Here is a 13,433-nt window from a genome sequence, read left to right on the forward strand (position 1 = left end):
GATAGAGAGTAGTAGTGTTGATTTCACCCAGTGAAAAGCAGTTAGAAATTATTCGACAGCAGTTGGGCCGTGAGCCTCGTGGTTTAGCGGGTATTGCTGTGCAAAACGATCAAGAGATTCCATTGGTTTTGCAGATGGATCTTTTGGTTGATGATAAACCTTTCCCAACGCTTTATTGGATGGCCAGTAAGGATATCTATCAAGCTATCGCTGAGATAGAAACAGCAGGTGCGGTTAAAGAGCTGGAACAAGAGCTGATCGATAACGAAACGCTTCGTGCTGAGCACTTAGCGGATCAGCAGCGTTATGTCGATCTTCGTTGGGCTTCTGCTTCTGAAGAGCAGAAACAGCGTATCGAGGAATTAGGTTTCACACCGCTGTATAGTAAGTATGGGATTGGTGGTATCTCTCAATGGGACAAAATCCGCTGCTTACATATGCAGTATGCTTATCACTTAGCGCAGGGTAGTGCGATTGGGCGGATTTTGGATGAGCGGTATGAATTACATTCAAAAATTGATTCTGCATTAATTTAGGTAAATATCCTAATGACGTTCGTTTATAGAATATCCCTGCTAATAGTTGCTCTGCTACAGCCTGTTCTTCTTCATGCCGCAGTATGCCATAGCGATCCGTCAGGACGAATAAACGAACTTGTGCCCCAAGGCACTGCTGGGCCAATAAAATATGTCGAAACAATTTTGATAGGCTCTGAACCTGTTGACGTTGCTGGTTGGCGCTTATGTACTAATGAGGGAGGGAAAACACCTTCCTGTGTATCATATGGCGTTGGAAATTTTTTGATTGGTTCCTTTGATAAGTTTTCTTCTCCTGCTGATAATGGCATCACTGTTTATAATCCGGTTGAATATCTTAGTTCGGCACAGACCTTGAACTCCAATGAATGGGAAGTTGCACTCGTCGATGCAGATGGCCTTATTTTGGATTATGTTCATTTCTGTAAGGATAGCTGTAAGAAAGCTCAATATTGGGATGTGCCGGATTCCTGTTCTAATGAATTGTCAGGTGGTGGAAGTAATAAGGTTATTTTTGCACGTAAGCCTAATGGGAGTGGGGACTTCGAAGAAGTAGGAGATCCTACCCCAGGATCCAGTAATGATGGTGATGAATCGGATATAGACCATTATTCAATCTCGCACTCTGGAACAGGTATTGGTTGTGTGGCCGAGGATGTGGCGATAACAGCTCATGATTCTAGTCATGCAACTATATCCGCCGATGGTGCCTCAATAACTGTCAGTGCTACAAATGTTGCTGGTAACTGGGCTCTTAAATCGGGCTCAGGCAGTTTTAGTAATGGAAGCTCGGATGATGGTGAGGCGACTTATACCTTCGGTTCTAATGAAGCTTCTGTGGTATTAAGTTACAGCTTTACGGGTACTGGTACGTTCGGATTTGATGTTACAGATGGCAGTATTACGGAAAAGAGCGGCAGTGCAGATGCTGCGGATGATCCAAGTATTACTTTTGATACAACCGAATTTCGTTTTATTGACAGTGATGGTAATGAAATTATACCAACACAAATAGCAGGTAAGGGATCTAATACAGCTCCCAATAATGAAACTCTATATCTTCAGGCGATTACTGTAGACGATGAAAATCCTACAGCGTGCGGGACATTATTTAGCCCTTCAGAGGCGGTGGACATAAATTTTGCTGCGCAATGTGAAAATCCTTCGACGTGTGCGGGGCAAACTTTTAGTTTCACGGGCAATGAAACCAACAATATTGTGACCCATTCGGCCTCACCAACTACTCCTGCTAGCTATACCTCAGTTGAAATGCTCTTTGGTTCAGACGCGAAAGCTCCCTTCTCATTTACCTATAACGATGCAGGTCAGATGCAATTGCATGCTAGTTATACGGCGGATACCGGTGCGGTATTAACAGGCTCGTCTCCCCTTTTCGTTGTTAGGCCTTTTGCTTTTGGATTTCCGTCTATAGTAGCAGGACTCAGCAATCCGGGGGGAGATGAAACCGGTGGTGATGCATTTACCTCGGCGGGTAGCGATTTTACTGTCGATATCAATGCTTACCTATACCAAGCCGAGGATGATGCGGATACAAATGGTATCCCTGACGGTGATGCTGATGTTACTGATAACGGCATTACACCAAACTTCACTGGTACAGTAAGCCTCAGTGTCGAATCATTTACCCCAGCTGATGGAAGTCCAGGGATATTATCAGGAACAGTTACTCCTTTGTTGGATACTTTTAGTAATCGCAATGGGGCAGATGTTACCGCAACGCTTAACTATGATGAGGTGGGTAGCATGAACCTGATGGCAAATTTATCCTCTTATCTTGAGGCTGATGATATTCAGAGTGTAGCGACAAAAATAGGTCGATTTTATCCAGATCACTTTGTGATGAGTGATGATGGTGTAACGGCGGCTTGTTCTGCTGTTGGCAGTTTTACTTACATGCAGGAACCTTTCAACGCATTTGAATATAGGGTGGAAGCTCGAGCGCTCAATGAAGAAATAACTGAAAATTACGATTTGGTTCTTTACACCATAGGCACCGGTTCCTTAGTGGTTAAAGCTGAGAATAATGATGATGGTATTGATTTGAGTGATCGGATAGTAGTGTCGGAGTCGCTTTCCGGTTGGGAGTCAGGCGTTATTGATCGAACCAGTGCTTCAGATAATGAATTAAAAAATGTGATCTTTACACGCAATGGCGGAAATGCAGGTCTGCCTGATGGTCCCTTTTATGGTTTGCAGCTGGGGCTTAGTCTTGAATCAGAACCAGATAGTCGTGACTTTTTGGATAGTTTAAAAAACATGTCGGTTGATAGTTCAGGGGATTGTTCAGGCAGTTGTCAGTCCATTGAGGTGGGTGATCCATTAACGATTTTGTATGGGCGGGTTAGCATTAGCTCAGTACATGGCCCGGAAACACAAGACCTTCCCGTGCCATTTGAAGTTCAGTATTGGGACGGCACGACATTTGTACGTAACACTGATGATAGTTGTGCAACTATTCCATTAGCGAACATAAGCTATGACGGAAATCCAATTAGCAGTGTCACTGCAGATCGAACTGTGACTGTGGGTGATGGTAGCACTGTAGGCAATTTAAGCATCAATGGCACAAATAGTGATGCGGCCTCGGGGGATTTCAGCCTGATATTTACGGCTCCAGGTGCAGGCACTGGCGGGAATGACAATACCGGTTACTTCCCTATAGGTCTGACCTCGATCGATGATTGGCTACGATACGATTGGGATCAGGATGGTAATGCTAACGACATTAGTGTGCCTGATGCGATTATCACTTTTGGCCGTGCCCGTGGTAATGATCGAATGATCTTTTGGCAGGAACGTTTTCAATAATGCTGGGAAGCTGGAAATGATCCAATAAAAAAGCAGGCTAATGCCTGCTTTTTTTAATTCTGAATACCGGTCTTATGAACCAGTCAGAGCCTTATATTTTTCCATAAGTTCTGCTTCAGTTTCTTCGTGATCTGGATCTTTAGGGATACAGTCAACTGGGCAAACTTCAACACACTGAGGAGTATCGTAGTGGCCTACGCACTCAGTACATTTAGATGGTTCAATCTCATAAATTTCGTCACCCGGAGAGATGGCCTCGTTCGGACATTCCGGCTCACATACGTCACAGTTGATACATTCGTCAGTAATGATCAATGCCATGATGACTACCTCACTGTCATAAAAGTAAATTTACAGGCGCTGGTGCTCAATCAGGGCCTTGGACACCGACGGATGAACAAATTTGCTTACATCCCCGCCCAGGCTGGAGATCTCTCTGATCAGCGTGGAGGAAACGAAAGATAAATGTTCCGCTGGTGTTAAAAATATACTTTCTACGTTCGGTGCTAGATGTCGGTTCATCGCTGCGAGTTGAAACTCGTACTCAAAATCCGAAACAGCACGTAATCCACGTAGAATAATATTTGCGTTCTGTTGCTCTAGTAACTCTGCTAGTAGACAATCAAAGCCGACAATTTCTACATTGTCGAGGTGTGCAGTTACCTCGGCTACCAAAGCTACTCGAGTTTCTAATTCCAGCAGTGGTCGCTTCTTAGGGCTTTCGGCGATAGCAACAACAACTTTATCGAAAAGTTTAGATGCACGCTCAATTAGATCCGAATGACCATTGGTGATTGGATCGAATGTTCCTGGGTATACGGCTGTATTCATATCTGGTTCACAGCAGTTGATGTCTAATTAGTGCCTATATTGTTCAGGCCTAATAAAATAGCAGTTTAGCAAGTGCGGCATATTATCTGAATTGCACGGGCGGTACAAATACTATAATGGAATGGTTTGATTTGTATCGGTTATAAGAAATTTATTTTTTATTACTAATAACTATATAGGTTTTAAGGGTATTACAAAGATGTCTTGGTTGCGTATTTGTGCTGTATTCGCGTTTGTTCTTGGGCTAGCAGGCTGTCAGACCTTACAAAAGGTGGATAGAGGGCTTTATCAAGTTGCTGAATCTGTCAGTGAAAAGGATAGAGTCACAGGACAGCGCAGTTTGAGTATGGCGAATCGCTCTGCTCAAATTCAGCAGGGTAACGCCTATGTTGAAAAAATCATTGCCAATGAGAAGAAGCATAAGAGACCCGTAAATGCTGCAGTGAGTCGTAGCCAATACCTACGCTTGGTGCGAATATTTGACCGTATTCATCAGATCTCTCATCTCAAAAATGAGCGCTGGGAACCTATCCTGATCAAGCGCGATTCTTTTAACGCATTCACCACTGGGGGCACTTATATTGTCGTGCACTCTATGTTGATGACTGATCTTAAAGACGACGCAGAATTGGCTGCAGTTGTTGCCCATGAGATCGCACATACAGTGGCGAACCACGTCTATGAACGCCAGACACATGCTCAGATCAGTGCATTAGCCGGTTCGAATTCCGCGCGTCGTAGTGGTTACAAAGCTGCTTTTACCCATGAAAGTGAACGTGAGGCTGATCGCATTGGTATCTTGTACGCTGCATTGGCTGGTTATGATCCTCTAGCGGCTAGCCGTATTTGGCAAAGGAAGTATGCTGCGGAAGGTAATGCCCGAGCCCTTTTCCATCATGATCACCCTGTAAATGCTGAACGTTATAAAGAGGCTTATAAAGTCGGTAAGGCTGTAATGCCTTATTACCGCAAAGGCCATATTAACCCTCGCTCAGCTCAGTTGTTGGATAATAATGTGCTGTGGCGCAAAAATAGCAATGAGGTAGCCGCAGGTGACGGCGGTGGCGTTGCTGCTTTGCTCTCTACAGCACTCGGGGCTTATGTTCAGCATCAGGAAGCTAAAGTAGAGGAGCGTCGCCAGCAGAATCAAGCGCGTTTTGTAAAAGCAGTGCAGAATGGTTTGAAGTTAGAGTCTTCACGTAAAGCCGGTAACCATGTGCTAGAAACTCGTTGGCGTTATGCAGTGCAAGGGCCGGTTCTAAAAGATATGGTGATGGGGATGTACCTAAAACGTAATGGCAAGATTGAACGTTATGTTGATCACGTTAAAGGTTATATCAAACCGGGGCAGGTATTTGCTGCCCGCTTTGAATTCCCGAAAGATCTACATGTGAATGATCTGAAAAAATATGAAGCTAGCTTCTACCTAGACGACGTACAGCCAGCTTATTAGTTCACTGGCTAACTATTACGCATATACAAACGGTAGGTCACTTGGCCTGCCGTTTTTTGTCTATGCTCATGCCAGTGACTAGGTATCTGTGGGTGATGTAGTTCTGACTCGCTTTCAACGTAAATAAGAGCGTTTTCTGATAACAGGTTGTGCGCTTCCAGTAATTCGCAGCACGGCGCGATAAGATCCTGGCGGAAAGGCGGATCTAGGAACACCAAGTCATAACGCTGCTCGCAATCAGTTTTTCTGCTTTGTAGCCACTCAAGTACATTGGCCTGAACGACTTCGGCATTCTGACACTTTAAAAACTGGATATTGTCTTTCAACTTTCTGGACGTGGTCGGGTTTAGATCGATAAAGGTCATACTGCCAGCGCCCCGAGATAAAGCTTCCAGACCAAGTGCACCACTACCGCTGAATAAGTCTAAGCATTGCGCACCCGGCACCGAGGATTGAATCCAGTTAAATAAGGTTTCTCTTACTCTGTCCGGTGTAGGGCGTAAACCATCGACGGTAAAAAACTCTATCTTTCGGCCACGCCATTCGCCACCGATAATACGTAGTTGCGAACGGGGGGTATCTGTCTTATTCGCCTGTTTGCGAGGAGGGTTGCGACGGCCCATGGTCTTTCCTTTAAAGCGAGGGAGATTGAAGGATACTGATTTGTTTATCTGCCTGTAAGGCTTTGCGCGCGAGTTCGATTACTTGATCGGTATCTTGATCTAAAACCTGCTCCGCATAGGTCTCCAATGTGTCTTCCGGCAAACGGTAGAACGCAATCAGATTAAGTGCTTGAACTTGGTTAGCGATATCGCGCATATTGTCATGCCATTGAGACGCTAAGTTCTGTTGGCTTTTTTCTACCAGATCTTCGGTAATCATCTGACTAAGCTGGGGCAATACTGGACCTGGATTTTGCACACCATCAATAATCAGCGCACGGTAACCGGTATCACTCAGAGCGGCCCAAAGCATTCGGAAATTAAGATTGTACTGTGTTTGTTGTTGACTAAGCAGGTCTTGAAGAACTTGAGCGCTTAACCTCTCTTGGACGAAATCTTTCGAGTCGCGAGCGGGAATGAGCGTACCAACCAATAAGCGGAAGCGTTGATCCGTACTTTCACCGTGCTGGATAAACTGAGGGCTGGCTGAAATCAGCGCTGCGTTTTGATCACTTTGCTGTTGCGGAAGGCTATCTTCAATTGCTGAAACGAGATCTTCAGCCCCTTCACCACTCAATGCAAAGCGTGGGTTTTGGAACATGATGTTAAAGCTGCGACTGAGGTTGCCCAACACTGTCATGCGATTGCTTGGCTGCAAGCGCTCATAAAAGTGATTAATGATCTGCTGTTCGCTGTTTTGGCCATCTAGATATTGGCGCGCCTGAATGGTTTTAAGTTGATCCTGCCAACGAGCACTTTCGACCGGTTGACTTAGCGCGCTCCAGATCGATTTCAGGTCAGGTAATTCTTGCGTTGAAGACCAGCGAAGCGTAACTTCGATGCGATCTTGTCGAGGTAACACATGATAGCTATAAGTCGGGTTAGCCAGTGCATTTAAGCGCTGTTGTAAAATCTGACTTTGAAGCTGCTGCAGTTGTCGCTGAGTCGAGTTAAAAGCAGGGCGCGTAGGCAGCAGTAAAACCAACGTAATTGGCTGGTCATCTAACTCCATCCAGCTAAGTGTTCGTGCCTCATTTGACTCGATATCATGGTATTTGACTGCTCCTGGTCCCATAGATGAAAGGATCATAATGGCGATCAAACTGAACCATACGAGGCCGATCAAATATTTACGATTAAACAGGGGACGGTATTCATTTGTCATAAGGGTAGTCTCTGTACCAAATCACTGTGATAAGATACCAGACTTTGTGGGTGGACTGCTGGATTTTATTGGCCATTATCACCCAAATAATATGCCGTATGAGAACGGAAAATCATGCTGAGTTTACAAAAATGGTTTGTTACCGAAGGCTGGAATACTGATTACATCGCTTACGCAGGTGTTGTGATCACCGCATTAGTGCTTGCGGGAATCTATCGCTATTTGAGTAGCGACGACTCAGCTGAATAAATAAGTGCAGAATTATATCAACCAGTGGCCGAATCATTTGGCGGCTGTATGAGGAAGTTAAATGTTTAAGAAATTGAAATCCATGTTCGGTGGTAAGCCTGCGGAAGAAGAAAAGAATCTGCAGACTCAAGAACAGGATGTTGAGAAGGTTGAAGTTGAGGCCGCAGCGCCTGCGCCTGAGCAGCCTGTTGCTGAACCTGCCGCGGCCGCTCAAGAATCAGCGCCTGTAGCTGTTAAAGAAGAAGTTCAGGAAGAGGCTCCGGTTGAGCAGCCAGTTGGAGAAGCAGCCGTTGAAACTGTGGTTGAATCTTCAGAAGCCGTTGAGCCTGCACAAGAATTACAACCTGCGGAAGAAGCGCCAGCAGCAGAGCCTGTAGCTGAAGTGGCTGACGAACCTCAGGTCGAGCCAGAAGTGGAAGCACCAGTTCCAGCGCCTGTAGAAAAGCCTGTTGAAGAGAAACAAGAGAAAAAAGGTTTCTTCTCACGTATTAAATCTGGTTTGAGCAAGACCAAGGCGAACCTAACGGAGCAGTTGGGTAACCTTTTCCTTGGTGCGAAAGAGATCGATGATGATCTGTTAGAAGAGATCGAAACCCTTCTATTGATGGCTGATGTTGGTGTTGAAGCGACATCTGACATTATCCAGCGTCTAACCGATAAGGTAGAACGTAAACAGCTAGGCGATGCGCAAGCATTACAAGAGGCGCTTAAAGAGGAACTTGCGAGCCTGCTACACCGCTCTGAAGAGCCGTTAAAAGTAGAATGTAATAACAAGCCTTACGTTATCCTGATGGTAGGGGTAAACGGCGTAGGTAAAACAACTACGATTGGTAAGTTGGCGAAACGCTTCCAGAGCGAAGGTAAGTCAGTGATGTTAGCTGCAGGTGATACGTTCCGTGCGGCGGCTGTTGAGCAGTTGCAGGTATGGGGTGAGCGCAACGATGTTCCTGTTGTGGCACAGCACACCGGTGCTGATTCTGCATCTGTTATTTACGATGCGGTGCAATCAGCTCAGGCTAAAGGCGTTGATGTATTGATCGCTGATACAGCAGGTCGTCTGCAGAATAAAGACAACCTAATGCAAGAGCTGGAAAAAGTTGTCCGTGTAACGCAGAAACTCTCTCCAGAAGCGCCGCATGAAGTGATGTTGGTTCTTGATGCCGGTACTGGTCAAAATGCTTTGAGCCAAGCGAAGATCTTTAAAGACAGTGTTGGCGTGACAGGCATCTCCCTAACTAAGCTGGATGGTACTGCCAAAGGTGGCGTGATATTCGCTATCGCTAAACAGATGGACCTACCGATCCGCTTTATTGGTGTTGGCGAGCAGATTGATGATCTTCGTCCATTCAAATCTCAGGAATTTGTAGACGCGCTATTTGATTAAGTCGTGAAAGGAATTCCGCATGATTCAGTTTGAGAATGTAAGCAAACGTTACCCCGAAGGGCACGATGCGCTTAGAGACGTAAACTTTACGCTGCAACGAGGCGAGATGGCGTTTCTAACCGGTCATTCGGGCGCGGGTAAAAGTACGTTACTCAAACTGATCATGTTGATGGAGCGCCCTACGCGAGGCAGCGTTTCTATTGCTCAACAGGACTTGGCACAGTTTAGCCGCGAAGATATTCCCTACCACCGCCGCCGTATTGGTGTGGTATTCCAGAACCATCAGCTTCTCTTTGATCGCACTGTATTTGAAAATGTCGCGTTGCCACTACATATCTCCGGTTACGATGAGGAAGATACGGGGCGGCGTGTAAGAGCTGCCTTGGATAAGGTTGGCTTGCTACATAAAGAGAAGTTTAATCCGATTGCCTTATCTACCGGTGAACAGCAGCGCATAGGTATCGCCCGTGCGATCGTTCACAAACCGCAATTGCTGCTGGCCGATGAGCCGACCGGTAACCTTGACCCGACGTTATCTGCCGAGATTATGAGTCTGTTTATGGAGTTTAACCGCCATGGCACGACTGTTTTGATCGCCAGTCATGATTTGGCTTTGATCTCGCGCATGGGTCACCGCACCTTGATTTTGGATCAGGGGAGGTTGCTGCGCGATGGCTAATCGAGAACCAAAAAGACGTGGTGCAGTTCGACAAGAACGGCCTGTAGAAGCTGCAGCTCCGGCGCCTGCTCAAGCCAAAGGTGCTGCTCGTCATAAGATCGACTTTGTTGCTCAGGCAAAAAGCTGGCTACGTCATAATAAAAAGACGGCGCAAGATTCGCTGAAGCGCTTAAAAGCGACACCTCTACCGAGCTTAATGACGTTAGCGGTATTGGCGATCGCCTTAGCGTTGCCCGGCGTTATGTTCGTTGGTTTGAAGAATATTAATCATCTGAGCGGCCAGTGGCAGGGTGATCCGCGCATCTCTATCTATCTGAAAACTTCGGTTGCTGATGAGGCTGCCGAACGCTTTAGCCAAAACATGCTGCTGCGATCAGATCTAGCTGCTGTCGAGTTGGTGACTAAAGAGCAGGGTTTGCTGGAGTTTCAGCGGATGTCGGAGTTTGCTGACATCTTAAGCTTTCTAGATAGCAATCCGCTGCCTGCGGTTGTTGTGGTACAGCCCATAGACAATCAGAAACAAGCGCTAATAAAGCTGCAACAGACTTTATCGGAAATGCCTGAAGTCGATGATGTGGTGTTAGATATGGTTTGGGTTGAGCGTTTAGCCTCGTTTGTTGAACTCGCCAACCGCGTTGTTCTGGTTCTGGGTGCTTTGTTGGCCTTGTCTGTCTTGCTGGTGGTGGGTAACACGATCCGCCTGTCGATAGAAAACCGCAAAGATGAAATTCAGGTCGCAAAATTAGTCGGTGCGACCGACTCTTGGGTTAAGCGTCCCTTTATTTATACTGGTTTCTGGTTTGGTCTATTAGGGGCTGCCTTAGCATGGTTGTTTGTAATGATCAGTCTACTACTTCTGAATGAGCCTGTTGGGCAGCTAGCAGCACTTTACCAAAGTGATTTTGAGCTTCAGGGCTTAGGTTTTTCAGATAGCCTAATTCTGTTGTCGTCTGGAATCTTGCTTGGTTTAGTCGGTGCTAAACTCGCGGTAAGCCGTCACCTTCGCGACATTGAACCGCAATAATCTGTCATTTAAACGTCATATTTGCGTTTTATCTTATTCCTCGTTATATTTTTCGGTCCCGCTTTTTAGGAAGCGGAATTTTGTTGGAACTTTTGTACTATAAACAAGTCATATCTGCGGTGTGTAAAGCAGAATGATATGAGGTCATTAATGGGCACAAGCTTACAAGTTGTTGAAAACCTTTCTCCTGGTCAGAACCTGGATGCGTACGTACAGACTGTTACGGCGATTCCTGTGCTGAGCGTTGAAGAGGAACGTTCTCTGGCTGAGCGCCTACACTTTGATGGTGACGTAGAAGCTGCACGTCAGATGGTTATGTCTCACCTTCGTTTTGTTGTACATGTTGCTAAAACGTATTCTGGTTATGGTCTGCCTCTAGGCGATCTAATTCAGGAAGGTAACGTTGGCCTGATGAAGGCTGTTAAACGCTTTGACCCAACGATGGGTGTACGTCTGGTTTCTTTCGCCGTGCACTGGGTAAAAGCTGAGATGCATGAATTTATTCTGCGTAACTGGCGTATTGTGAAAGTTGCAACGACCAAAGCGCAGCGCAAGTTGTTCTTCAATCTGCGTTCGAAGAAGAAAGGCCTTGGTTGGATGACCAACGATGAGGTTGATCTAATCGCAGAAGATCTAGGTGTAGAAGCTAAGACAGTACGTCAGATGGAAGGTCGTATGGCCTCTGTTGATACTGCGTTTGATGCGCCGGAAGGTGCAGATGACGAGCAAGCTGCTTGGGCGCCTGCTCACTACCTAGAAGATAAAAGTGCAGATCCATCTTTACAGGTGGAAGATGCGAACTGGGAACAGGATGCACAGCGTCGTTTAATGTCGGCGATGTCTGAGTTGGACGAGCGTAGTAAAGATATCTTGGCGCGCCGTTGGTTAACCGATGATAAAGCTACCTTGCACGAGCTAGCAGCAGAGTACGAAGTATCCGCTGAGCGTATTCGTCAGTTAGAAAAGAATGCGATGAAGAAGATTCGAGTCTCCATGGAAGCGTAATTCGTTTTCTGGAGTAAAAAAAGCCGCTTTTAAGCGGTTTTTTTATGCCTGCAGTATTCGGCAAGGCCGTAGCAAATTCGGTATAATCCGAACTCGTTTTAACAGAGTTCATCATGAATACACATCCACTGCTTTTTATTGCGTCCATTTTCGGCTTTTTAGCCGTGGCTATAGGCGCATTTGGTGCGCATGCAGTTAAAGGTTCGATCGAGCCTTCCCTCTATGTTGTGTACCAGACCGGTGTGGAATATCACTTTTATCACGCGCTGGCGTTGCTGGTTTTGGCATTCGCTTCAGAGCGTTTAGATATGAAAGTGATTAAGCGTGCGGCGATTGGATTTGTGATTGGAATTCTGTTGTTTTCAGGCAGCTTGTACTTAATGGCGTTAACTGGGATGCGGTCATTAGGTATGGTTACACCGCTAGGTGGAGTTGCGTTCCTTTGCGGGTGGGCGTTGCTGGGGTATGCAGCGCTGACTTCAGGTAGGAGATAGATCAATGCAGGTTCAGGTAAATGGTGAGATGCTGCAGTTGCAGGATGGTATCACCCTGACAGGTTTGGTTGAGCAGTTAGAGTTAGGCGAAAAGCGTATCGCGATTGAGCTTAATCTTGAAATTATTCCGCGCAGCCAGCATGCTGAGACGGTTTTAAAAGAATCAGATCGTGTTGAAATTGTTCATGCCATTGGTGGCGGTTAATTTCAGCATTTGATGCAGTACAGCCAGAGTAAATAATAACGAGCATTTGGAATTACACCATGTCCCTAGAAAATGATCCGCTAGTAATCGCAGGCCAATCTTTTAACTCTCGTCTGCTAATCGGAACAGGTAAATATAAAGATCTGGAAGAAACCCGTTTGGCGATTGAAGCAAGTGGTGCTGAAATCGTAACCGTGGCTGTACGTCGTACTAATATTGGTCAGAATCCAGATGAGCCAAATCTGTTGGATGTGATCTCTCCAGATAAATACACAATTCTTCCGAACACGGCAGGCTGTTTTAATGCTGATGATGCGATCCGTACCTGTAAGCTAGCACGTGAGCTGATGGATGGTCATGATCTGGTTAAGCTAGAAGTACTGGGTGACCAGAAAACTTTATATCCAAATGTTGTTGAAACAATCAAAGCCGCAGATGTGCTGGTACGTGATGGTTTCAAAGTAATGGTTTACACCAGTGATGACCCAATCGTAGCGAAAGAGTTAGAAGACCTAGGCTGTGTATCTATAATGCCACTAGGTTCTATGATCGGTTCTGGTTTGGGCATTCTTAACCCACATAACATCAATGTTATTATGGAAGACTGCAAAGTACCGGTATTGGTTGATGCTGGTGTAGGTACTGCGTCAGAAGCCGCGGTAGCGATGGAAATGGGTTGTGAAGCGGTATTGATGAACTCGGCTATTGCCGGTGCTCAAAACCCTATTTTAATGGCTTCAGCTATGCGTAAAGCGGTTGAAGCTGGACGTGAAGCATTCTTGGCGGGCCGTATGCCACGTAAGAAATACGCGAGTGCTTCTTCGCCAATGGAAGGAACCATTGTTGGTAAATAATCGCCGCTAATTAACGGTGGTTTGGCTACACTTTCCGATACAGCCTGGCGTCCCAATGTCAGG

At 45.9% G+C, this 13,433-nt stretch carries 15 protein-coding genes; 11 read left to right on the plus strand and 4 right to left on the minus strand.

What is annotated here, in order from left to right; all coding sequences use genetic code 11:
• The first annotated feature begins 14 nt into the window (after positions 1 to 14).
• Together ACMXYT_RS00810 and ACMXYT_RS00815 are read left to right on the plus strand one after the other, a co-directional pair.
• Entirely contained in the window at positions 15 to 536 is a 522-nt protein-coding gene (locus tag ACMXYT_RS00810; RefSeq protein ID WP_415899786.1) for a DUF501 domain-containing protein, read from the plus strand.
• A gap of 12 nt (positions 537 to 548) precedes the next feature.
• Positions 549 to 3,365, plus strand: a complete 2,817-nt coding sequence (locus ACMXYT_RS00815) for a DUF6701 domain-containing protein (protein ID WP_415899787.1) — start codon at positions 549 to 551, stop codon at positions 3,363 to 3,365.
• 72 nt (positions 3,366 to 3,437) lie between these two features.
• Here the strand turns inward: ACMXYT_RS00815 and ACMXYT_RS00820 are convergent, their stop codons facing one another.
• On the minus strand, positions 3,438 to 3,686 hold the full coding sequence (locus ACMXYT_RS00820; RefSeq protein WP_415899788.1) for a YfhL family 4Fe-4S dicluster ferredoxin: 249 nt from the start codon (positions 3,684 to 3,686) through the stop codon (positions 3,438 to 3,440).
• 30 nt (positions 3,687 to 3,716) lie between these two features.
• The gene (coaD, locus tag ACMXYT_RS00825) at positions 3,717 to 4,196 is read right to left on the minus strand and encodes a pantetheine-phosphate adenylyltransferase (protein ID WP_415886550.1); all 480 of its coding nucleotides are present in this window, start codon (positions 4,194 to 4,196) and stop codon (positions 3,717 to 3,719) included.
• A gap of 199 nt (positions 4,197 to 4,395) precedes the next feature.
• Between coaD and ACMXYT_RS00830 the strand changes: the two genes are divergently transcribed.
• The gene (locus tag ACMXYT_RS00830) at positions 4,396 to 5,649 is read left to right on the plus strand and encodes a M48 family metallopeptidase (RefSeq protein WP_415899789.1); all 1,254 of its coding nucleotides are present in this window, start codon (positions 4,396 to 4,398) and stop codon (positions 5,647 to 5,649) included.
• Between the two features lie 8 nt (positions 5,650 to 5,657).
• Here ACMXYT_RS00830 and rsmD read toward each other — a convergent pair whose 3' ends face one another.
• Together rsmD and ACMXYT_RS00840 are read right to left on the minus strand one after the other, a co-directional pair.
• Entirely contained in the window at positions 5,658 to 6,272 is a 615-nt protein-coding gene (rsmD, locus tag ACMXYT_RS00835; protein ID WP_415904882.1) for a 16S rRNA (guanine(966)-N(2))-methyltransferase RsmD, read from the minus strand.
• A 10-nt stretch (positions 6,273 to 6,282) separates the two neighbouring features.
• Complete coding sequence (locus ACMXYT_RS00840; protein ID WP_415899791.1) at positions 6,283 to 7,476, minus strand: hypothetical protein; 1,194 nt, start codon at positions 7,474 to 7,476, stop codon at positions 6,283 to 6,285.
• Positions 7,477 to 7,590: 114 nt separating this feature from the next.
• On the opposite strand from ACMXYT_RS00840, the gene ACMXYT_RS00845 reads away from it, so the two are divergent.
• From ACMXYT_RS00845 to ACMXYT_RS00880, 8 genes are all read left to right on the plus strand, one after another.
• Entirely contained in the window at positions 7,591 to 7,725 is a 135-nt protein-coding gene (locus ACMXYT_RS00845) for a hypothetical protein (RefSeq protein WP_415883120.1), read from the plus strand.
• A 61-nt stretch (positions 7,726 to 7,786) separates the two neighbouring features.
• Positions 7,787 to 9,109, plus strand: coding sequence for a signal recognition particle-docking protein FtsY (gene ftsY, locus ACMXYT_RS00850; protein ID WP_415899792.1), 1,323 nt, complete (start codon positions 7,787 to 7,789; stop codon positions 9,107 to 9,109).
• 19 nt (positions 9,110 to 9,128) lie between these two features.
• The gene (ftsE, locus tag ACMXYT_RS00855) at positions 9,129 to 9,788 is read left to right on the plus strand and encodes a cell division ATP-binding protein FtsE (RefSeq protein ID WP_415899793.1); all 660 of its coding nucleotides are present in this window, start codon (positions 9,129 to 9,131) and stop codon (positions 9,786 to 9,788) included.
• Positions 9,781 to 10,812 carry a permease-like cell division protein FtsX gene (ftsX, locus tag ACMXYT_RS00860; protein WP_415899794.1) on the plus strand — a complete coding sequence of 344 codons (1,032 nt, stop codon included), beginning with the start codon at positions 9,781 to 9,783 and terminating at the stop codon, positions 10,810 to 10,812. Before ftsE ends, ftsX begins: the two co-directional genes overlap by 8 nt.
• A 150-nt stretch (positions 10,813 to 10,962) precedes the next feature.
• Positions 10,963 to 11,817, plus strand: a complete 855-nt coding sequence (gene rpoH / locus ACMXYT_RS00865) for an RNA polymerase sigma factor RpoH (protein ID WP_415883124.1) — start codon at positions 10,963 to 10,965, stop codon at positions 11,815 to 11,817.
• A 113-nt stretch (positions 11,818 to 11,930) separates the two neighbouring features.
• Positions 11,931 to 12,311, plus strand: coding sequence for a DUF423 domain-containing protein (locus tag ACMXYT_RS00870; RefSeq protein WP_415899795.1), 381 nt, complete (start codon positions 11,931 to 11,933; stop codon positions 12,309 to 12,311).
• A 4-nt stretch (positions 12,312 to 12,315) separates the two neighbouring features.
• A complete protein-coding gene (thiS, locus tag ACMXYT_RS00875; protein WP_415899796.1) occupies positions 12,316 to 12,516 on the plus strand; it encodes a sulfur carrier protein ThiS in 201 nt (66 codons plus the stop codon).
• A gap of 59 nt (positions 12,517 to 12,575) precedes the next feature.
• Positions 12,576 to 13,370: a thiazole synthase gene (locus ACMXYT_RS00880; protein ID WP_415899797.1), complete on the plus strand. Its 795-nt coding sequence runs from the start codon at positions 12,576 to 12,578 to the stop codon at positions 13,368 to 13,370.
• Positions 13,371 to 13,433: the final 63 nt, after the last annotated feature.

The organism is Neptuniibacter sp. QD37_11, assembly GCF_047778105.1.
Lineage (GTDB): Bacteria > Pseudomonadota > Gammaproteobacteria > Pseudomonadales > Balneatricaceae > Neptuniibacter.